This window comes from Streptomyces sp. NPDC054840 (assembly GCF_053611065.1).
In genome coordinates this window covers 1-19,415 of record NZ_JBSGZP010000044.1, presented here as the reverse complement: position 1 = coordinate 19,415, position 19,415 = coordinate 1, and the positions used below count along the sequence as shown (strand labels likewise).

Below are 19,415 nucleotides of genomic sequence, written 5' to 3'. Positions count from 1 at the left end.
GGCGGTCGGTGGCGGCGACCTGCGCCGTGGCCACGGCGCACGCGCATGACCTGCGCCACCACGGGGACGCCGAGGTGATCGACGCGGGCTCCGCGCTGGTGGACCTGGCGGTCAACGTACGTGCGGACACGCCCCCGGAGTGGCTCAAGCGGCGGATCGCCGCCTCCCTCGGGGATCTCGCCGCGTATCCCGACGGGCGGCCGGCCCGCGCGGCGGTGGCGGCTCGGCACGGGCTGCCGGTCGAGCGGGTGCTGCTGACGGCCGGGGCCGCGGAGGCCTTCGTACTGATCGCCCGGGCCCTGGGTGCCGTACGGCCGGTCGTGGTGCATCCGCAGTTCACCGAGCCGGAAGCCGCCCTGCGGGACGCCGGCCACCGGGTCGAGCGCGTGGTGCTGCGGGCGGCGGACGGCTTCCGGCTGGACCCGGCGGCCGTGCCCGAGGACGCGGACCTCGTGGTGATCGGGAATCCGACCAACCCGACGTCCGTACTGCACCCGGCGGGAATCCTCTGCGCACTGGCCCGGCCGGGCCGGATCCTGGTCGTGGACGAGGCCTTCATGGACGCGGTCCCGGGCGAGCGGGAGGCCCTGGCCGGACGGATGGACCTGCCGGGGCTGGTGGTGCTGCGGAGCCTGACCAAGACGTGGGGGCTGGCCGGGCTGCGGATCGGCTACGTGCTGGCCGAGCCCGAGGTGATCGCGAAACTGGCGGCCGCGCAGCCCCTGTGGCCGGTCTCGACCCCGGCGCTGGTGGCGGCCGAGGCCTGTGTGGCTCCGGCGGCGCTGGCCGAGGCGGAGGAGGCGGCCCGGCGGATCGCGGTGGACCGGGCGCACCTGCTGGCCGGGCTCGCGGAGTTCGACGAGGTGACGACCGCCGGGGTGGCGGAGGGGCCGTTCGTCCTGATCCGGGTGGCGGCCGGGGCCGAGGTCCGCACGCGGCTGCGCGCGCTCGGCTTCGCCGTCCGCCGCGGGGACACCTTCCCGGGGCTGGACCACTCCTGGCTGCGGCTGGCGGTGCGCGACCGGGCGACGACGGGCCGGCTGCTCCAGGCCATGGACCATGCCCTCGCACTGACCGCACGCTGACCGCACGCTCACCGTGAACCGAGCACGCGCGGGCGCGCCGGCCTTGCCTGCCTCCGCGGCACCCGTCTGACCTGCACTCGTTACCGAACGCCGACGACGGCGTCACTCGTTCGCCCCCTACGATGGCCGCGCGGGCGGGGCCGGGTGAGGATCCCCGCATCAGGCATGACACCGGGGGCGGCGATGAAGGTATACGCGAAGACGGGCACGGCGCTGGCCGCGCTGGCGGTCGTGGGCGGCGGGATCTACGCCGTACCGCGGCTGTTCGACGACGGCGCGGCGCCCGCCACCGGCCAGCGGCTGCACGGCAGACCGGAACAGGGTGAGGCGGACCCGCCCGAGAGCACCGCCGCGGCCGCTGCCGGGAAGCCGTTCACGCTGGTGGCGACCGGCGACATCATCCCGTACCCGTCGATCGTCCAGCGGTCGGCGGACGACGCGGGCAAGGCCGGGGAGTACGACTTCCGGAAGATACTCGCCGGGGTCAAACCCCTGGTGGCCGCCGCCGACCTGGCGATATGCCACCACGAGATACCGTACGGGCGCCCCGGGGGCCCCTACACCGGCTATCCCGCCTTCAAGGCTCCGCACCAGCTGGCGGACGCGCTCAAGGACGCCGGGTACGACAGCTGTTCCACTGCCTCGAACCACACCCTGGACGACGGCTACGACGGTCTCGCCCGCACCCTGGAGCACCTCGACCGGGTCGGCATCCCGCACGTCGGCTCGGCCCGCAGCGCGGAGGAGGCCAAGGCCCCGGCGCTGCTCGCGGCGGGCGGGGCGAAGGTCGCCCAGCTCTCCTACACGTACGGCACGAACGGCATCCCCCTTCCGGAGGGCAAGCCGTGGGCCGTCAATCTGATCGACAAGGACCGGATCATCGCCGACGCCCGGGCCGCCCGGGCCCAGGGCGCGCACGTGGTGGTGCTGAGCGTCCACTGGGGTACCGAGTGGCAGACGGCGCCCGACGAGCAGCAGAAGGCGCTGGCGCAGGCATTGACCGTCTCCCGCGCGGCCGACGGGCTCCCCGACATCGATCTGATCATCGGCACGCACAATCACGTGCCGCAGCCCTACGAGAAGATCAACGGCACCTGGGTGGTCTTCGGGATGGGCGACCAGGTCGCCAGCTTCGTACCGGCCGACAAACTGCGCGGCAACCAGTCCTCGGTCCCCCGCTTCACCTTCTCCCCGGCGGCGGGCCGTCCGGGCCGCTGGGAGGTGGTGAAGGCCGAATACCTCACGCAGTACTCGGACATGGGACCTCCGTTCCGCGTCGTCTGCGCCTCCTGCGCGGCCTCGGACCCCTCGCTCCCGGCCGGGAAGCGGAGCGAGTACGCGCGGATCGACCAGCAGGTCACCGAGGCCGTGATGTCACGTGGCGCGGGCGGACAGGGCCTGGAGCACGCCGACCGCTGAGCAGAGGGGGCACGCCGGGCCCGTCGGCCCATGAGCCGCTCCGGCCCGCCGCGCGTCCTCGCCCGTCACCCGTTGAGCACTCCCCTCCGTGCGCTCCTCGGGGCGGGCGCGCCGGGCGGCGGCCCGGAGCTCCCGGCCGCCCTACGAGGCCCTGCCCCGCCGGGTGATCAGGAGCGCGCCCCCGCCGATGGCGAGCAGGGTCAGGGCCCCGCCCGCGACGTAGGGAGTCAGTGAACCGCCGCCGGTCTCGGCGAGGTTGGCGCCGGTGGTACCGCCGGACGTGGCGGCGCCGGCGCCGGTCCCCGTCGCTGACCGCAGCGTGATGTCCGGGTTCGCGGGCGGGTCGCCGGCCGGTGCCGCACCCGCCGGGGACGTGCAGTGCGCCTCGGCGAGCACGATCTCGCCGTCGACCTTCGCCACGTTCAGGTTCAGCGGGTTCACCGCCACCTTCAGGCGGAGCGCGGCCGCGGCCGCCGTGGTGGAGGTGGTCTCCGTACCGGACAGCTCCAGGTCGATCCGGCCCACTCCGGGGACCTCCACCGTGGTGGGGCCGCCCGCGGACAGGGTGACCTTCTTGCCGAGAGCCGTGACCTTCCCCACCACGTTCGCAGTGGCCACCGGCTTCTTGCCCGCCTCGCACACGGCCTTGGAGGTGACCTTCTCCACCTCGATGAGGGAGAGCAGCGGCAGTCCGGGGACGTGGACGGAGGCCTTGGCGAGATGCGCCTGTGCCTCGGCCCGGGTCGTGTCGACGGTGGCCTTGGAGGTGGCCACGTCGGCGCGCAGCACGCTCACCGGCTTGTTCCCCTCGACCCCGTCCAGGGTGACGGTCAGCGCGGTCTTCTCGGCCGTCGCCGGAGCGCTGACCTCGTTGAGGGTCGTCTTCAGCGGGACGTGCACGGTGTTGAGCAGACCCACGTCCAGTCCGGCGCGCAGGACGACGGCGCCGGCCTTGCCCTCACCCCCGGCCGCGCCTCCTCCCGTGGCGACGGCCGGCGGTGCGGTCAGCAGGGCGACCGCTCCCGTGGCGAGGAGGACGGCCGCGGGCATGCGGAAGGTATGGCTGTTCACGGTGGTGGAACCCCCGGGGAGTTGGGTGCCGTCGCGCCGCCGATGGGGGACATCGCGGGCGCTACGGACTCGACCCCGGAATCTTTACGCACTGTGGGTGAACGAGGGCCAGCCTGACGTTACTTCACCCCAAGGGGTGGTTTCCGGGTACATATTCGAATCATTGCGCCTCATGATGAACGTGAGTGCTCTCCCTTCACGGACATCCGGCCCGTGCGGTCATCTTCAACGACCGACGAGCCACTGATGTCACGCGACGTCAACCGGGCGCCGACCCGGCTCAGGCCCGGACCCTGCCGTTCACGACGACCCGCAGCGGCTGCGCCAGCACGCCTACGTCGGCCCGCGGGTCGGCGGCGTACACCACGAGGTCGGCGGGCGCCCCCTCGGTCAGCCCCGGCCTGCCGAGCCACTCACGGGCCGCCCAGGCCGTCGCGGAGAGGGCCTCGATCGCCGGAATGCCGGCTTTGACCAGCTCCGCGACCTCCGCGGCGACCAGGCCGTGCGGCAGGGAGCCGCCGGCGTCGGTGCCGACGAAGACGTCGATGCCCGCGTCGTAGGCGGCGCGGACGGTGTCGTAGCGCCGTTCGTGGAGCCGCCGCATGTGCGCCGACCAGTCCGGGAACTTCGCCTCGCCGCCCGCCGCCATCTTCGGGAAGTTCGCGATGTTCACGAGCGTCGGGACGATGGCTACCCCGCGCTCGGCGAACAGCGGGATGGTGTCCTCGGTGAGGCCGGTGGCGTGTTCGATGCAGTCGATGCCCGCCTCGACCAGGTCGCGCAGCGAGTCCTCGGCGAAGCAGTGCGCCGTGACGCGGGCACCCAGCCGGTGCGCCTCGGCGATGGCCGCCTCGACCTCGGCGCGCGGCCAGCAGGCGGCGAGGTCACCGGCATCGCGGTCGATCCAGTCGCCGACGAGCTTGACCCAGCCGTCGCCGCGCAGCGCTTCGCGGCCGACGTACTCGACGAGGTCGGCGGGCTCGATCTCGTGGGCGTAGTTGCGGATGTAGCGGCGCGTGCGAGCGATGTGCCGGCCGGCCCGAATGATCTTCGGCAGGTCCTCGCGGTCGTCGATCCAGCGGGTGTCGGACGGCGATCCGGCGTCGCGGATGAGGAGCGTCCCGGCGTCGCGGTCGGTGAGGGCCTGGCGCTCGGCGGTCTCGGCGTCGACCGGACCGTGGGCGTCCAGCCCCACGTGGCAGTGCGCGTCGACCAGCCCGGGCAGGGCCCACCCGGTCACCGTGGTGACCTCGCGGGCCCCGAGCGGGCGGTCGTAGGAGATCCGTCCGCCGACCACCCAGAGCTCGTCGCGTACCTCGTCGGGCCCGAGCAGCACCCGCCCCTTCACGTGCAGCACGTCGCTCACATCAGTCACATCATTCATGGCGGCACTGTACGCACGGGCCCTGCCCCGTCAGGAGCCGGCGAGGGCGTTCAGGAGCCGGTCCACGTCCGCCTCCGTGTTGTAGAGGTGGAACGAGGCCCGCAGCAGGCCCGCGCGGGCCGATGTGGCGATGCCGGCGGCCTCCAGGGCGGGCTGGCGGTCGGCGAGGCCGGGCACGGAGACGATGGCGGAGTCGCCGGGGACGGGCTCGTGGCCCAGGCGTGCGATGCCGGCACGGTAGCGGGCGGCCAGGGCGGTGCCGTGGGCGTGGACGGCCTCGATGCCGATCCGCTCCAGCAGGGCCAGCGCGGGCGCGGACGCGTGGTAGGCCAGGAAGGCGGGGGACTCGTCGAACCGCCGCGCCCCGTGGGCGAGTCCCGCCATCGGCCCGTAGGTGGCGTCCCCGTCGGCGACCGCCGGCACCCAGCCGGCGTGCAGCGGGGTCAGCGTGTCCTGGGCCTCGGGCGACACCGTCAGGTACGAGGCTCCGCGCACCCCGAGCAGCCATTTGAAGCCGGCGGCGACCGTGTACTCGTACGGCGAGGCGTCGAAGGGGAGCCAGCCGGCCGCCTGGGTCGCGTCCACGAGCATCCGGGCCCCGTGCGCGGTCGCCGCCGCGCGCACCGCGGCGAGGTCGGCCTTGCGGCCGTCCGCGGACTGCACGACGCTCAGCGAGACCAGGGCGGTGCCGGGGCGGACGGCCTCGGCGACGGATTCGAGCGGTGCGAAGCGCACTTTGAGGTCGCCGCGCGCCACGAAGGGGTTGATCACGGAGGAGAACTCGCCCTCAGGGCAGAGCACTTCGGCGCCGGAGGGGAGGGAGGCGGCGACGAGGCCGACGTGGGTGGAGACGGCCGAGCCGACGGACACCCGGTCGGTGTCCACCCCGACGAGGCGGGCGAAGGCCGCGCGGGCCCCGTTCACGCGGTCGAAGTCGCCGAACCCGGTGGGGAGCCCGCCCCCCGCGGCCTCGGCCAGCTCCCGTACGGCCGCGACGGCGGAACGCGGGACGACCCCGCACCGGGCGGTGTTCAGGTAGGTGGTGGAGTGGGCGAACTCGGCACGGGTCGCTTCGGCGAGCGGAAGTTCCATGCCTGCAACTCTGCGCCAGGAACGACCCGCAGTCCATGGCCGCGTTCCGCCGGTCTCCGAGCCGTCCGAGCGTCCGCACCGTCGCCTGAGCGCCTGCGCGTCTCCGCGCCGCCGCGTCTCTGCGTCTCCGCGCCGCCGAGCGTCCGGGCCTCCCCGAGCGATCCTTATGCCTGGGGGACCGCGCACGCGCCGTCGGGCCCGCAGGCCTCGGCGGCCGCGACCGGCTCCTCGACCTGGCGCCCGGCCCACGCCTGCTCCAGGGCCCGGGTGAACACCTCGGCCGGCTGCCCGCCGGAGATTCCGTAGCGGCGGTCGAGGACGAAGAACGGCACGGCGTTCGCGCCCAGCTCGGCGGCCTCCCGCTCGTCGGCCCGGACCTCGTCGGCGTAGGCGGAGTCGTCGGCGAGTACGGCGCGGGCCTCGGCTTCGTCCAGTCCGGCCTCGACGGCGAGGGCGATCAGCACCTCGGCGTCGAAGACGGAGCGCTCCTCGGCGAAGTTGGCCCGGTAGGCGAGGTCGAGCAGCTCCTCCTGCCGGCCGCGGGCGGCGGCCAGGTGCAGCAGTCGGTGGATGTCGAAGGTGCTGCCGTGGTCGCGGCCCTCGGTGCGGTAGGTGAGCCCCTCCGCGCGGGCGCCGGCGGCGACGTGCTCCTCCATGCCGCGCGCCTCGTCGACGGTGCGGCCGTACTTCTTGGCGAGCATCTCCACGACGGGAGCGGTGACGCCCTTCGCCGCTCCCGGGTCGAGCTCGAAGGACCGGAAGACGACCTCCACCTCGTCGCGGTGCGCGAACTCGGCCAGCCCCTTGGTGAAACGGGCCTTTCCGACATAGCACCAGGGACAAGCGATGTCGCTCCAGATTTCGACGCGCATGATCCTTCTTTTCTCCGGATTCAGGGGGGAACGGTTTGCGGTTCAACCATTCACCGCCCCGTCTCATTCCCCGGACGGGGCCGCCTCCTGGCCCACCTGCAGCCAGAGGGTGCGGTGGGAGCCCGAGCGAGGGGCCGACGGGTCCGCGAGCCAGCCGTGGGTGGCGTAGAAGGCCTGGGCGCGGAGGTTGTGCTCGTAGACCTCCAGGCGGACCCGGTGGATGCCGGCCCGCCGCCAGGCGTCCAGGCAGGCGGCGTGCAGGGCGGCCCCGGTGCCGCGGCGCCAGTGGACGGGGTCGACGTGGAGCTGGGTGAGGGTGGTCTCGCCGTCCCGCGTACGGAACGCGGCGACGCCCGTGAGCTCGCCGTCCTGCTCGGCGCAGAGCACCGCACCCTCGGCGGCGTCCCGGGAGAGGGCCCGAGACCAGCCCTCACGGGTCCGCTGGAGCTCGGCGTCGCCCGGATAGGCCTGCTCGGGGATGTGGCCCTGGTAGTAGGTGGCGCGGGCCCGGGCGTGCAGGGCGGCGATCGCGGGGAGGTCGGCGGGGTGCGCGGCTCTGATCACGGGAGTGGGAACGCGCCGGGCACATCGACGGTTCCCGGCGCGTCGGTCGCGCGGGGTTCGTCGCTACTTCTTCAGCCACGCCTCCATCATCTTCTGGGCGATGGGGGCGGCCAGCTTCCCGCCGCCGATCTCGGAGCGGTCGGTGTCGGAGTTCTCGATCACCACGGCCACCACGATCTGCTTCCCGTTCGACGTGCCGTAGGAGGTGAACCAGGCCAGCGGCGCGAGGCTGTTGTTGACACCGCGCTGGGCGGTACCGGTCTTGCCGCCGACCTCGGCCCCGGACACCTGGGCCGGCTTGCCGCCGCCCTCGGTGGCGACCGTGCGCATGGCGTCGCGGATCATCGAGGCGGTCCTCTCCCCCATGACCTGCCGGGATTTCGGGTCCTTGAAGCTCTCCAGCACGTTGCCGCCCGCGTCGGTGACCTCGGAGACCACATGCGGGGCCACGAGCTTGCCGCCGTTCTCGACCGCGGCCGTCACCATCGCCATCTGGAGCGGGGTGGCCTGCACGTCGAACTGGCCGATGCCGGTCTGCGCGACCTGGTCGATCGACATCTTCTTCGACGGGTACTTGCTGGGCGGGTTGATGCGGATCGGAGTGTCGATCTGCACGTTGAAACCGAGCTTCTCGGCCGTCGCCCGCATCTTGTCCTGGCCCAGCTTGGACGCCAGCTCGGCGAAGACGTTGTTGCAGGAGAGCCGCAGGGCGGTACGCACCGAGACGTTGTTGCAGGCCGCGGAGCCCGCCTCGCTGGGCAGCGGAGTGCGGGTGCCGGGGATCGTGTACGGGTCGGCGATCCCGGTCTGCCGGTCGAGGTCGGTGACGAGGCCGTTCTCGATCGCCGCGGCGAGGGTGACCAACTTGAAGGTGGAGCCGGGCGCCTGGGGCTTGCGCAGCGCCACGTTCTCCATGGCCTTGCCATTCTCGGCGGAGAGCTCAGTCCACGCTTTCTCGTCGTCGGCGCCGGCGATGCTGCCCGGGTCGAAGGAGGGGTTGTTCACCACGGCGAGGATCTCGCCGGTTCCGGGATCCATGGCCACGGCCGCGCCCTGCTTGCCCTGGAGCGCGTCGTAGGTGGCCTTCTGGACGTCCTTGTCGATGGTCGTCAGGACGTTGCCGGGGGCGGCCCGTTTGTTGGTGAGCATGTCCATCACAGTCTTCAGCCGGCTGTCGGAGCCGTTGAGGACGTTCTTGTAGATGCCCTCCAGCATGGTGGTGCCGTAGGCCTGGGAGCTGTAGCCCGTGATGGGTGCGTAGAGGGGACCGTCGACGTACGTCCGCTTGTAGCCGAAGTCCTTGCCGCCCGTCTTCTCCGAGCCGGTGATCGCCTCCCCGCCCACGATGATGTTGCCCAGCGGGTTCTCGTACTGCCCGATGAGATTCCGGCGGTTGTGCTTGTCGTCTGCGAGGGCCTGGCCTTGGTATGCCTGCACCCAGGTGACGCGGACCAGCAGGGCCAGCACCAGAAGCAGACAGAAGACCGACGCACGCCTGATCGTCTTGTTCATCCCCCGGAAGGACGTCCCGGCGGCCCCCGCCGTTCCGCTCTGCCCCGATTGTGGCGGATTCTCAGCTCTTCTTCATGATGAAGCCTCCCTCGTAGGCCGCGATGACCGCCTGGGTGCGGTCGCGTGAACCGGTCTTGGTGAGGACCGCCGCGACGTGGGTCTTGACGGTCTGCGGGCCGACCCCGAGGCGCTCGCTCATCTCGTGGTTGGACAGCCCGGTGGCCATCAGACGCAGTACGTCGGCCTCCCGCTCGGTGAGCCGGGCCACCCAGGGCGCGCCGGCGGGCGGGGCGCCGGCCGTGTGGGCGGCGGCGAGGGAGCGGACGGCAGCCGGGAAGAGCAGCGAGTCGCCGCGGGCGACGAGCCGGACCGCGCCGATCAGCTCGTCGGCGTCGGTCCGCTTGAGGAGGAAGCCGGCGGCTCCCGCACGCAGCGCGTCGTAGACATAGGCATCGTTCTCGAAGGTGGTGACGACCACGATCCGGGGCGGCTCGGCCATCGTGGCGAGGATCTGCTCGGTGGCCCGGATGCCGTCGATCTCGGGCATCCGGACGTCCATGAGCACCACGTCGGGGGCCAGTGAGCGGACCAGCGGAACCGCCTCGGCCCCGGTGCCCGCCTCCCCGACGACCTCCAGGTCGGCTTCGGCCTCAAGGATGACCCGCAGCGCGGTACGGACCATTCGCTCGTCGTCGCAGATCACGATGCGCAGCGGCGGCCGCGGCGCGGGAGCGGGAGCGGGAGCAGGCGTGGGAGCGGGAGCAGGCGTGGTCATCGGTTCTCGCCGGCGAGCGGGAGGACGGCCCGCAGCCGCCACCGGTCGCCGTGCGGGCCGGCTTCGACGCTGCCGCCGAGCAGTGCGGCCCGCTCCGCGGAGCCGCGCAGTCCGCGGCCCCCGGTGATACGGGTCTCCCGGTCTTCGGCGACGGCCGCCGGGGCATTGGTCATGGTGATCTCCAGTTCACGGTGTGCGGTGCCGGGGCCGGCCTGTACGCGGATCCGCAGATCCACCGGGCCCGCCCCGTGCCGCAGGGCGTTGGTGAGGCCCTCCTGGACGATCCGGTACGCCTCGCGGGAGGCGATCGCCGGGAGGGCGGCCCAGTCCCCGGCGGGTCCGGGGTCCTGGTGCGCGGTGACGGGGGTGCCGGCGGCCCGGGTGCGGGCCAGGAGCCCGTCGAGGTCGGCGGCGAGGGTGGGTGCGGGCGCGCTGTCCGGCCGGGCCGGGTCCCCGTCCCGCAGGAGGCCCAGCACGGCGTCGAGCTCGCCCACCGTCCGCCGCGTGGTGTCCTCGATCGCGGCCAGCGCCTCCCGTACGAAGTCGGGGTCGCGCTCCAGCATCCGCCGGGCGGCGGCGGCCTGGAGGGTGACGGCGCTCAGGGCGTGCCCGACCGCGTCGTGCAGCTCCCGGGCCAGCCGGTTGCGCACGGCCAGGTCGGCGGCCCGTTCCTCGGCCGCGGCAAGCCGGTCCGCCGCCGTGGGCCCCAGCAGTACGGGCGCCGACGTGGCCAGCAGCTTCCCGGCCCCGACGGCGCACAGGGTGAGCCCGGCCAGCAGCCCGATCCCGAGCAGGGGGGCGACGTACGGGTCGGCATCGGTGGCGAACCACCCGTACCCCAACTGCACGTCCCGCAGCCGCCCCACGACCGGCACCGCGATCAGCAGGACCGCCATGGGCGGCACCGCGAGGGTCATTCCGCTGATCAGCGCCCCGGTCCCCAGGTGCAGGGTCCACCAGGCCGAGGCCCGGGCCCGGGCGGCCCAGGACTTCGCCGGCCCGTCGGCCAGGCGCTCCCCCGGCACCTCGCACATGGCCCGTACCGCGGCCACCGACATCGGCCGGACCGGCCCGAACAGCGCCGTGACGGCGACGAGGGGCAGGGAGGCGGCGTAGGCGAGGAAGGTGAGCGGCGCGGAGTCGAGCGCGTTGACCCCGCCCGCGACGACACCGACCACCACCTGCGTGAGCAGGAAGTACGGCATGAGCAGGGCGCCGCCGAGGATCAGGTGCACCCAGCGCCACCGGGCCCGCGCCACCGGCAGCCGGTTCACTCCGGGCGGCGGGTGGCGAGGAACCGTATGAGTACGGTGCCGGTGAGCAATCCGGTGAGCATCTGGCCAGCGTAGATCAACAGCGTGGTGCCGGACGGCGCTTCACCGCCGTCCAACTGCGGTCCCAGCACGGAGATCATCTCCCATGTCCCCCAGCACAGCGTCGCCGCCCCGCCGACCCAGGCGAGGCCCAGCGGCCACCGTGCCCGCATCATCCCGCCACGGGCCAGCAGCAGAGCCCCGGCACCGGCGGCGACCGCGCACACCGCGTGGACCGCGGACACCACGGCCGTGTCCGCGGAGTGCGCGGCGGCCCGCTCGGCGCCCAGGCCGGCGGCACCGCCGAAGGCCCAGTACACCAGCACCCCCGCGACCGGCAGGCCGACGGCGGCCGCGGCTGCCGCCACCACCCCCGTGGACGACGGCAGCCGCTCCCCCGTCACGCCCCGCCAGGCCCGCCCCCAGCGCTTCCGCGCGTAGGGCGCGAACAGAGCCGCCAGGGCGAGTCCTTGGATCGAGAATCCGGTGTAGACGACGTGGAACACCCAGGGGTCCAGGAAGGGCTTGCGCGCCGCTTCCACCGCCGGGTCCGTCCCGAAGCCGATCGCTCGTACGAGCAGTTGGCCCGGGAAGCCGAGGAGGATCGGGGTCAGCAGCCCGGTGGCCGCGAAGACCGGGACGGTCAGCAGCGGGCCCGGCACCCGTATGCCCCAGGGCCTGGTGAGCACCAGCACGAGCAGGATCAGGCAGGCGTCCATGGCCAGCGTGACGGAATTGGCCGCCATGAAGAACGGGCCCGGCTCCCGCAGCACGCTGCCCTCGGGTATCCCGAGGTGACTCCCGCACAGCCAGACCGTCTTGAGCCCCACATACGGCACGGTGGCGGCCAGGGCCACCGCCCGCAGGACCCGCCGCCCGGCCCCCAGGCGGGAGGGCGACGGCAGCTTCGCTTCCGTCAGGTCACTGGGATGCGTCTCTCGTGTGCTCATGACTCAACGTTCGCGGCTGCGCGGCCCCGCCACCTCCCCCGTGAAGGGGAACCGCCTCCCCCACGCGGGGGAGGGACAACACCCGCCCTGCCTGCGGAAGGCCGACTCATGCCCCCGCCGCCGGCACCCCGCCGGCGGCACCCACAGGCGGCGCAGCACCCGCCTCGGGCGCGTCACATGCGGCGCGTCACCCCCTGCGGCGCACCACCCACCTCGCCGTTCACACGCGACGCGTCACACGCGGCGCGGTTACATGCGGCGCGTCACATGCGGCGCGGTTACATGCGGCGCGTCACCACCGACAGCCGGTCCCGCGCCTCGAACAGCGCCGCCTTGATGACCTGCTCGTGCTCCCCCGTCAGCCGGGCCACCGGCACCGAGCAGCTCACCGCGTCCCGCGCCGGCGTCCGGTACGGCACGGCGACCCCGAAGCAGCGCAGCCCGAGCGTGTTCTCCTCCCGGTCCACCGCGTACCCCTGCTCCCGCACCAGCGCCAGCTCCTCGATCAGCTGCTCCCGGTCGGTGACGGTGTGCTCGGTGACCGCCTCCAGCCGCCGTGGCAGCAGCCCCCGTACCTCCTGGTCCGTGTGCGTGGCCAGCAGGGCCTTGCCCAGCGCCGTCGAGTGCACGGGCAGCCGCCGCCCGACGCGGGTGAAGGGGCGCAGGTAGTGCTGGGACTGCCGGGTGGCGAGGTAGACCACGCTCGTCCCGTCCAGCCGGGCCAGGTGGATGGTCTCCGTCGTGTCGTCGGAGAGCCGGTCCAGGGTGGGCCGGGCGGCGGCGACCACCTCGTCGCCGTCGATGTACGAACTGCCGACCAGCAAGGCCCGTACGCCGATGCCGTACCGGGTGCCCGTCGCGTCCGTCTCCACCCACCCCAGGTTCACCAGCGTCCGCAGCAGCATGTAGAGGCTGGACTTCGGCAGGGAGAGGTCGTTCTGGATGTCGGCCAGGCTGTGCAGGCCCGGCCGCGCCGCGAAATGCTCCAGCAGCAAGACGGTCCGCACCGCCGATTTGACCGGCGCCGCCTGGACCGGAATCCCCGACTCGGCCGTCGTCATACGCCTGCTCCCCCTCTGATCGCCTCTTGTCACGCCGAGGACGCGGAAATAGAGTCCACAGCAGATGTGATCATTCATCCACCAGAACGACGTTCAGAATACTGAACGATCCAGGAGGCGGCGGGCCATGACAACGACACCAGTCTGGAGTGTGGACCCCCGCACCGGGAAGCAGCGCGAACAGGTTGCGGTGGAGGCCACACCCCAGGAGGTGGACGAAGCCGTACGGGCCGCCCACGCCGCCCGTGGCGCGCTCGCCGGCGCCACCGTCCGCGCCGCCTTCCTGCGCGCCGCCGCGGCGCTGCTCGACGAGGCGGCCGCCCACGTGATCGAGGCCGCCGACGCCGAGACCGCGCTCGGCCCGGGCCGGCTCACCGGCGAACTGGCCCGCACCACCGGCCAGCTGCGCGCCTTCGCCGACGCCGTGGACGCCGGGGCCTACCTCGACATCCGGATCGACCGGGCCGATCCGACCCTCAGCCCCCCGCGCCCCGAGCTGCGCCGCTACAAGATCCCCCTCGGCGTGGTCGCGGTCTACGCCGCCTCCAACTTCCCGCTCGCCTTCTCCGTCCCCGGCGGCGACACCGCGAGCGCACTCGCGGCCGGCTGCCCCGTGGTCGTCAAGGCGCACCCCGACCACCCCGCCACCTCCGAGCTGTGCGCCTCGCTGCTGCGCCGGGCCGCGGTCGCGACCGGGCTTCCGGCCGAAGTGGTGAGCGTGGTCCACGGGTTCGACGCCGGCCTGGAGCTGATCCGCCACCCCCTGGTGGCGGCCGCGGGATTCACCGGTTCCATCCGGGGCGGGCGGGCCCTGTTCGACGCGGCCGCCGCCTGGCCCGTGCCCATCCCCTTCCACGGTGAACTGGGCTCGCTCAACCCCGTCGTGGTCACCCCGGCCGCCGCCGCCGAACGCGCCGAGGAGATCGGCGCCGGGCTCGCCGGCTCGGTCACCCTCGGGGTCGGTCAGTTCTGCGTGAAGCCCGGCCTGGTGCTGGTCCCCGAGGGCGAGGACGGCGACCGGGTCACCAGCGAGCTCACCAAGGCGCTCGGGGAGACCGAGCCGGGGGTGCTGCTCGACCACCGGATGCGGGAGAACTTCGTCGCCGGGGTACGCGAACGGGCCGCGCTACCCGGCGTCGACGCCCCCGTGACCCCCGGTTCCGGGGGGGAGCACACCGTCGGGGCGGGCTACCTGACCGTGCCGGCCGGGCAGCTTCTGGAGGGCGGCGCGTACGACGTCCTCCTGGAGGAGTGCTTCGGTCCGGTCACCGTCGTCGTGCGGTACGCCGACCAGGGCGAGGCGGGCGCGGTCCTCGGGCTCCTCGGCGGGAACCTGAGTGCCACCCTCCAACTGTCGGCCACCGAGACCGAGGGCGCGCCGGGCCCGGCCGCCGAGCTGATCGGGCAGGTCACCGGGCTGGCGGGGCGGATCGTGGTCAACGGCTGGCCGACCGGAGTCGCGGTGGCCCCGGCCCAGCACCACGGCGGCCCCTACCCGGCGGCCACCTCGCACTCCACCTCGGTGGGCGGCACCGCGATCGAGCGCTGGCTGCGGCCGGTGGCCTACCAGTCCGTGCCGGACGCGCTCCTTCCGGCGGAACTGCGCGAGTCCAACCCGCTCGGGCTGCCGCGCCAGGTCACCGGGGACTGAGCGGGACCACTCGTGACGTGGCGGTGTCCCGGCACGCCGGCAGGCCGCCCGCCGGGCCACCGCCACGGCGGGCCGGGTCACCGCCACCGCGGGCCGGGTCACCGCCACGGCGGGCCGGGTCACCGCCACCGCGGGCCGGGTCACCGCCACCGCGGGCCGGGTCACGGCACGCCACGCCACGCCCGGTCACCATCACGCCACGGATCAACGCCACGCAGGGGCACGGCCACCCGGAGTCACCGCCACGCCGCACCGCCGGAGATCCCGTTGTCCGCCCCGCGTCCGTCGCGGCAGGCCGCGCCGCATGCCGAAGCCGCACGGATTCAGGTGCGACCGCCACCGGGACGGCCGCGTCGCCGTCACCCACCAGGGCCGCCCCGCGACCACCCTGCGTGGGGCCGCGCCGAGAAGTTCTGGTCGAGGTGGAGTCCGGCGACGCGCAGCTCGTGATGGCCCGCCGGACCGGCCCGTACGAGTTCGGCAACGAGCGCGTCGCACGCGGTCACCCGCGCAATCGGCGCGGAAGCCTCCGGAAATATCCCGCGAGGGTAAGGGAACGGCAAAGCACCTCCGGTCGTTCTCCGGGCATGACCGCTATGACCCCTGGATCCAACCTGCCGCTCAATGCCGTCCGCGTGACGGTCGACGTGGCTGCGCCGGTGCGGCTCGACGTATCGGCCCTGCTCCTGACGGCGGACGGCAAGGTGCGCTCCGACGCCGACTTCATCTTCTTCAACCAGCCCACCGGGCCCGGTGTCAGCTACCGGTCCGGCGGCGGTTCGACGCCGGACTCGATCACCGTGGACACCGGCGCCGTGCCCCCGGGCATCGAGCGGATCGTGGTCACGGCCAGCCCGGACGCCGCCGGGCAGAGCTTCCAGGGCATCGAGCCCACCGCCACCGTGCGCAACGCCGACGGCGGCGCGGTGATCGCCGCCTTCACCCCGCCGCAGCTGGGCACCGAGACCGCGCTCGTCGTGGTGGAGATCTACCTGCGCGGCGGCGTGTGGAAGGTGCGCGCGGTAGGCCAGGGGTATGCGAACGGCCTGGCCGGCATCGCCACCGACTTCGGGGTCTCCGTGGACGAGGAGCCCGCGGCGCCCCAGGCCGTGGTCCCGCCCGCACCCCCGGCGCCCGCCGCTCCCCCGGCCCCGCCGGTCTCCTACCCGGCCTCCCCCTGGCTCGGCGGCGCCACCCAGCCCGCGGCTCCCGCCCCGGCCGCCCCCGTCGCGCCCGCCGCTCCCCCGGCCCCCGCCCCCGGCGCCGGGAAGATCAACCTCGACAAGGGGCGGGTCAACCTCCAGAAGAACCAGACCGTCTCCCTCGTCAAGGGCGGCCGCCCGCTCCTCTCGCAGGTCAAGATGGGTCTGGGCTGGGAGCCCGCCTTCCGCGGCAAGGACATCGACCTCGACGCCTCCGTCATCGCGTACGGCCCCCAGCGCAACCACATCGACAGCTGCTACTTCGGCAAGCTGTCCATCCTCGGTGGCGCCATCAAGCACTCCGGTGACAATCTCACCGGTGAGGGCGCGGGCGACGACGAGGTGATCGTCGTGGACCTCGGGCGGATCCCCGCCGACGCCACCGGTCTGGTCTTCACGGTCAATTCCTTCTCCGGCCAGAAGTTCACCGAGGTGGCCAAGGCCTACTGCCGGCTCATCGACGCGGCGAGCGGCGAGGAGCTGGTGCGCTTCGACCTGACGGGCGCCGAGCCCCAGACCGGCGTCATGATGGCCAAGCTGATCAAGCAGTTCTCCGGCGAGTGGGAGATGACCGCCATGGGCGACTTTGTGAAGTCGCGCACAGTGCGCGGCATGGTCAAGCCCGCCGCGCAGGCACTCTGAGCAGGTGGGCGGGCACGAGCGGCCACCGGTGCGCATTCCGGGTGATGGATGCCACGCGTAATCCGTAGGTGGCTGTCAGTGCCCGCCCGTAGCCTTGAAACCATGCACGAGACACTCACCCCCGCGGGGCCCGCCCGCCCGTCCGCCGCCGAGGCGAACGAGGCGATACGGCACCTTGTCGAGACCCGGGTGGACGGCGAGTGGCCCTCGGAGGCGTATGAGTTCCTGCTGGCCGAGTGGGCCGAGGCCTCTCGCTCGGAGGTCTCGCCGGCCCTCTAGGCGGCGCGCACGGCGCCTGCGCGGCGGCCGTGCGCCGTGGCCCCGACGTCAGTGCCCGCGCCGCCACGGCCCGGTGATGGCCAGCATGATGCCCGGGTCCTGGATGTTGGCGTACAGCGTGCGCCCGTCCGGCGAGAAGCAGACACCGGTGAATTCGGAGTACTCCGGCTCATCGGCCGACCCGTTGTTCAGCTCGTTGCGCGCCAGCGGGTAGGTGCGTCCCGACGCGGTCGCGCCGAACAGGTGCTGCAGCCCCGAGCCGTCCTCCGCGATGATCAGGCCGCCGTACGGGGACACGGTGATGTTGTCGGGGCCGTCATAGCCGCCGTCGGCCGACGGGTCCGCGTTGACCCCGATGAGGACGGTGAGCCGGACCGTGCGCCGCTTGGGGTCGTAGAACCAGACCTGACCGTCGTGGGCCGCGCCCGGGCTCTCCGCACGGGCGTAGGACGAGACGAAGTACGCGCCGCCGTCCGCCCACCACATGCCCTCCAGCTTGCGCCCGCGCGTCACCACACCGTCCGTGAACTGCTTGCGCACCGGTACGGTCCGTGCGTCGCGGTCGGGCACGTCCACCCAGTCGACCCCGTACACGGTGCCGATCCGCGTGGCGCGCGAGAGGTCGTCGACGAACCGGCCGCTGCTGTCGATGCACTTGGCGGCCTGGAGCACGCCGGCGTCGGCCGCGAGCGTACGGAGCCTGCCGCGCCCGTGCTGGAAGCCGCGGGGCGGGGTCCACCGGTAGAGCAGCCCGTTGGGGCCGGAGGCGTCCTCGGTGAGGTAGGCGTGACCTTGGCGCGGGTCGATGACCACGGCCTCGTGGTCGTAGCGCCCGAAGGCCTTGACCGGCCGCGGGTCTCGGTTGGCGCGCCGGTCGTGCGGGTCGACCTCGAAGACGTAGCCGTGATCCTTCGTCATGCCGTTCTTGCCGGCGAGGTCCGAGTTCTCCTCGCACGTCAGCCAGGTGTTCCAGGGAGTGGCGCCGCCCGCGCAGTTGGTCGACGTACCGGCGATGCCCACCCATTCGGCGACCTCGCCGCCGCGCCGCACTTCGACGACCGTGCACCCGCCGGCCGCGGCCGGGTCGTAGACCAGGCCCTCGGTGAGCGGGACGGGGTGGGCCCAGCTCTCCCGCTTGCCCTTGAGCTCGTGGTTGTTGACGAGGAGGGTGACCCCGCGGTGGCCCTCGAATGCGGCGGTCCCGTCGTGGTGGGACGGGGTGGTCTCGCCGGAGTCCAGCCGGGTGACCCCGCTGTGCGTGATGACGCGGTACGTGAACCCGGCGGGCAGAGCCAGCAGTCCCGCCGGGTCGGGCACGAGCGGGCCGTAGCCGGGCTCACAGGGCCGCCCGCGCTCGTCGCGATCGGCGCTGTCCTCGGCGGCGAGCGCCCCGGGGGCGGTGGCGAGGGCACCGACCGTCCCGGTGAGCGCGACTCCCGCGCCGGCGATGACGGTACGGGCGGTGAAGTCTCTACGGCTGAGCGGCATCGGGTCTCCAGGGGTGGGGAGGTGGTGCGCCTGTCGTGCGGTCGTCGGCGCACACGCTCTCGCCCGCACGTGAACGGCGGCTGAATTACCCACCAAGAGGAACCGACCCCTTGCCCTGCCCCGGAATGGCCAACTCCGGCCCCAGGAACGGCGCATTGTCACCACCCTTCCCGGAAACCGTTCCCGGCACCCGACCTGGCGCGCCGGCCAGGCACCCCGCCCCGGCTCCGGTCGGAGGGGCCGCGGGTCAGTCGGTCCTCGTCGAGGTCGGGCAGGTCGGGTGCGTCCGAACGCAGCGCGTCGAGCACCGCGTCCATGGCTATGTCCCGGACACGGAGCGCGCCGAGGTGCCGGCGTACGCCTCGTGGCGGTGCCGGCGGCTCCATTGGGCGTGCTGGGACCGTGCCTGCGCACGGCCGTTCACGATGGCGGCTCCGAGGGTGGTGGCGGAGCCGACGGCGGCGCCCAGCCATGCGGCGGGTCCTGTGTCCATGGCGCCCATGCTGTCCGCCGGGGACGGGACAGGGACAGGCAGGGGCAGGGACGGGCAGGGACGGGGTCCGGGACAGGGACCAACAGGTCTAGGCCGGGTGGCGGGAGCGGGCCTTGAACGCGGCCTTGCGGGCCTCCTTGGCCGCCTTCTTGTCCGGGTGCAGGCGGCCCATCGCCTCCAGGACGTACGCCGTCGCCGGGTGCTCCACCCGCCACGCCTGCTCGAAGAAGCCCGCGTGATGGGCGGTCAGGGTCTCCATCAGGAGCGGCAGCTCCGCCGTCTCCCCGTCCGCGGCGAGCTGTGCCGCGATCGTGTCCACCGTCAGCCAGAACACCATCTCGGGGTCCGGCGCCGGTACGTCGCTCACCCCGCGCTCCGCCAGCCAGACCCGGGCGAGCCCGCCGAGCTCCGGGTCGTCCAGCACCGAGCGGACCGCGGGCTCGGCCTCCGGCCCCGCCGGTGCCAGGGCCTGCTGGCACCGGAGCCGGCGCAGCGGGCCGCCCTCGTCGTCCCCGCGGGCGGCGGCCAGCAGTTCGGCGGCCGCGGCGGGCTGGTCCCGGCC

17 protein-coding genes and 1 pseudogene are annotated in these 19,415 nt (G+C 73.5%); 5 read left to right on the top strand and 13 right to left on the bottom strand.

Going from position 1 to position 19,415, the window contains the following annotated elements:
• Window positions 1-8: 8 nt before the first annotated feature.
• Both cobC and ACWGIU_RS05800 read left to right on the top strand, forming a co-directional pair.
• On the top strand, window positions 9-1,085 hold the full coding sequence (cobC, locus tag ACWGIU_RS05805) for an Rv2231c family pyridoxal phosphate-dependent protein CobC (RefSeq protein ID WP_453702794.1): 1,077 nt from the start codon (window positions 9-11) through the stop codon (window positions 1,083-1,085).
• 183 nt (window positions 1,086-1,268) lie between these two features.
• The gene (locus ACWGIU_RS05800) at window positions 1,269-2,504 is read left to right on the top strand and encodes a CapA family protein (protein ID WP_453702788.1); all 1,236 of its coding nucleotides are present in this window, start codon (window positions 1,269-1,271) and stop codon (window positions 2,502-2,504) included.
• A 141-nt stretch (window positions 2,505-2,645) separates the two neighbouring features.
• Here the strand turns inward: ACWGIU_RS05800 and ACWGIU_RS05795 are convergent, their stop codons facing one another.
• The 10 genes from ACWGIU_RS05795 to ACWGIU_RS05750 all read right to left on the bottom strand — a co-directional run bounded on the left by ACWGIU_RS05795 (window position 2,646) and on the right by ACWGIU_RS05750 (window position 13,098).
• Window positions 2,646-3,575 carry an SCO1860 family LAETG-anchored protein gene (locus ACWGIU_RS05795; RefSeq protein ID WP_453702786.1) on the bottom strand — a complete coding sequence of 310 codons (930 nt, stop codon included), beginning with the start codon at window positions 3,573-3,575 and terminating at the stop codon, window positions 2,646-2,648.
• A 280-nt stretch (window positions 3,576-3,855) separates the two neighbouring features.
• A complete protein-coding gene (locus ACWGIU_RS05790) occupies window positions 3,856-4,959 on the bottom strand; it encodes an amidohydrolase family protein (RefSeq protein ID WP_453702784.1) in 1,104 nt (367 codons plus the stop codon).
• 30 nt (window positions 4,960-4,989) lie between these two features.
• Window positions 4,990-6,051 carry an aminotransferase class V-fold PLP-dependent enzyme gene (locus ACWGIU_RS05785; RefSeq protein WP_453702782.1) on the bottom strand — a complete coding sequence of 354 codons (1,062 nt, stop codon included), beginning with the start codon at window positions 6,049-6,051 and terminating at the stop codon, window positions 4,990-4,992.
• Window positions 6,052-6,215: 164 nt separating this feature from the next.
• Window positions 6,216-6,923, bottom strand: coding sequence for a DsbA family oxidoreductase (locus tag ACWGIU_RS05780; protein WP_453702780.1), 708 nt, complete (start codon window positions 6,921-6,923; stop codon window positions 6,216-6,218).
• A gap of 63 nt (window positions 6,924-6,986) precedes the next feature.
• The gene (locus ACWGIU_RS05775) at window positions 6,987-7,487 is read right to left on the bottom strand and encodes an N-acetyltransferase family protein (protein WP_453702779.1); all 501 of its coding nucleotides are present in this window, start codon (window positions 7,485-7,487) and stop codon (window positions 6,987-6,989) included.
• A gap of 63 nt (window positions 7,488-7,550) precedes the next feature.
• Window positions 7,551-8,999 carry a peptidoglycan D,D-transpeptidase FtsI family protein gene (locus ACWGIU_RS05770; RefSeq protein ID WP_453702777.1) on the bottom strand — a complete coding sequence of 483 codons (1,449 nt, stop codon included), beginning with the start codon at window positions 8,997-8,999 and terminating at the stop codon, window positions 7,551-7,553.
• Between the two features lie 61 nt (window positions 9,000-9,060).
• Complete coding sequence (locus tag ACWGIU_RS05765) at window positions 9,061-9,774, bottom strand: response regulator (protein WP_453702775.1); 714 nt, start codon at window positions 9,772-9,774, stop codon at window positions 9,061-9,063.
• On the bottom strand, window positions 9,771-11,039 hold the full coding sequence (locus ACWGIU_RS05760) for a sensor histidine kinase (protein ID WP_453702792.1): 1,269 nt from the start codon (window positions 11,037-11,039) through the stop codon (window positions 9,771-9,773). The genes ACWGIU_RS05765 and ACWGIU_RS05760 overlap by 4 nt, the downstream gene beginning before the upstream one ends.
• Before the next feature lie 5 nt (window positions 11,040-11,044).
• Window positions 11,045-12,037, bottom strand: coding sequence for a hypothetical protein (locus ACWGIU_RS05755; RefSeq protein WP_453702773.1), 993 nt, complete (start codon window positions 12,035-12,037; stop codon window positions 11,045-11,047).
• 278 nt (window positions 12,038-12,315) lie between these two features.
• Window positions 12,316-13,098: an IclR family transcriptional regulator gene (locus tag ACWGIU_RS05750; RefSeq protein WP_453702771.1), complete on the bottom strand. Its 783-nt coding sequence runs from the start codon at window positions 13,096-13,098 to the stop codon at window positions 12,316-12,318.
• Between the two features lie 127 nt (window positions 13,099-13,225).
• Here ACWGIU_RS05750 and ACWGIU_RS05745 point away from each other — a divergent pair, with 127 nt between their 5' ends.
• The 3 genes from ACWGIU_RS05745 to ACWGIU_RS05735 all read left to right on the top strand — a co-directional run bounded on the left by ACWGIU_RS05745 (window position 13,226) and on the right by ACWGIU_RS05735 (window position 16,872).
• On the top strand, window positions 13,226-14,749 hold the full coding sequence (locus ACWGIU_RS05745) for an aldehyde dehydrogenase (NADP(+)) (protein WP_453702769.1): 1,524 nt from the start codon (window positions 13,226-13,228) through the stop codon (window positions 14,747-14,749).
• 596 nt (window positions 14,750-15,345) lie between these two features.
• The gene (locus ACWGIU_RS05740; RefSeq protein WP_453702790.1) at window positions 15,346-16,593 is read left to right on the top strand and encodes a TerD family protein; all 1,248 of its coding nucleotides are present in this window, start codon (window positions 15,346-15,348) and stop codon (window positions 16,591-16,593) included.
• Window positions 16,594-16,695: 102 nt separating this feature from the next.
• Complete coding sequence (locus ACWGIU_RS05735) at window positions 16,696-16,872, top strand: hypothetical protein (RefSeq protein ID WP_453702767.1); 177 nt, start codon at window positions 16,696-16,698, stop codon at window positions 16,870-16,872.
• Between the two features lie 48 nt (window positions 16,873-16,920).
• Here the strand turns inward: ACWGIU_RS05735 and ACWGIU_RS05730 are convergent, their stop codons facing one another.
• From ACWGIU_RS05730 to ACWGIU_RS05720, 3 genes and pseudogenes are all read right to left on the bottom strand, one after another.
• Window positions 16,921-18,360, bottom strand: a complete 1,440-nt coding sequence (locus tag ACWGIU_RS05730; protein ID WP_453702765.1) for an alkaline phosphatase PhoX — start codon at window positions 18,358-18,360, stop codon at window positions 16,921-16,923.
• 319 nt (window positions 18,361-18,679) lie between these two features.
• Window positions 18,680-18,853, bottom strand: a complete 174-nt coding sequence (locus ACWGIU_RS05725; protein WP_453702763.1) for a hypothetical protein — start codon at window positions 18,851-18,853, stop codon at window positions 18,680-18,682.
• An 88-nt stretch (window positions 18,854-18,941) separates the two neighbouring features.
• Window positions 18,942-19,415, bottom strand: a pseudogene (locus ACWGIU_RS05720) (hypothetical protein); the annotation flags it as partial.

Excerpts from the sequence above, each read along its gene's own strand:
- ACWGIU_RS05800 (WP_453702788.1), top strand. The coding sequence starts at position 1,269 with ATGAAGGTATACGCGAAGACGGGCACGGCGCTGGCCGCGCTGGCGGTC.
- ACWGIU_RS05790 (WP_453702784.1), bottom strand. The coding sequence starts at position 4,959 with ATGAATGATGTGACTGATGTGAGCGACGTGCTGCACGTGAAGGGGCGG.
- ACWGIU_RS05785 (WP_453702782.1), bottom strand. The coding sequence starts at position 6,051 with ATGGAACTTCCGCTCGCCGAAGCGACCCGTGCCGAGTTCGCCCACTCC.
- ACWGIU_RS05780 (WP_453702780.1), bottom strand. The coding sequence starts at position 6,923 with ATGCGCGTCGAAATCTGGAGCGACATCGCTTGTCCCTGGTGCTATGTC.
- ACWGIU_RS05770 (WP_453702777.1), bottom strand. The coding sequence starts at position 8,999 with ATGAACAAGACGATCAGGCGTGCGTCGGTCTTCTGTCTGCTTCTGGTG.
- ACWGIU_RS05765 (WP_453702775.1), bottom strand. The coding sequence starts at position 9,774 with ATGACCACGCCTGCTCCCGCTCCCACGCCTGCTCCCGCTCCCGCTCCC.
- ACWGIU_RS05755 (WP_453702773.1), bottom strand. The coding sequence starts at position 12,037 with ATGAGCACACGAGAGACGCATCCCAGTGACCTGACGGAAGCGAAGCTG.
- ACWGIU_RS05750 (WP_453702771.1), bottom strand. The coding sequence starts at position 13,098 with ATGACGACGGCCGAGTCGGGGATTCCGGTCCAGGCGGCGCCGGTCAAA.
- ACWGIU_RS05745 (WP_453702769.1), top strand. The coding sequence starts at position 13,226 with ATGACAACGACACCAGTCTGGAGTGTGGACCCCCGCACCGGGAAGCAG.
- ACWGIU_RS05740 (WP_453702790.1), top strand. The coding sequence starts at position 15,346 with ATGACCCCTGGATCCAACCTGCCGCTCAATGCCGTCCGCGTGACGGTC.
- ACWGIU_RS05735 (WP_453702767.1), top strand. The coding sequence starts at position 16,696 with ATGCACGAGACACTCACCCCCGCGGGGCCCGCCCGCCCGTCCGCCGCC.
- ACWGIU_RS05730 (WP_453702765.1), bottom strand. The coding sequence starts at position 18,360 with ATGCCGCTCAGCCGTAGAGACTTCACCGCCCGTACCGTCATCGCCGGC.
- ACWGIU_RS05725 (WP_453702763.1), bottom strand. The coding sequence starts at position 18,853 with ATGGACACAGGACCCGCCGCATGGCTGGGCGCCGCCGTCGGCTCCGCC.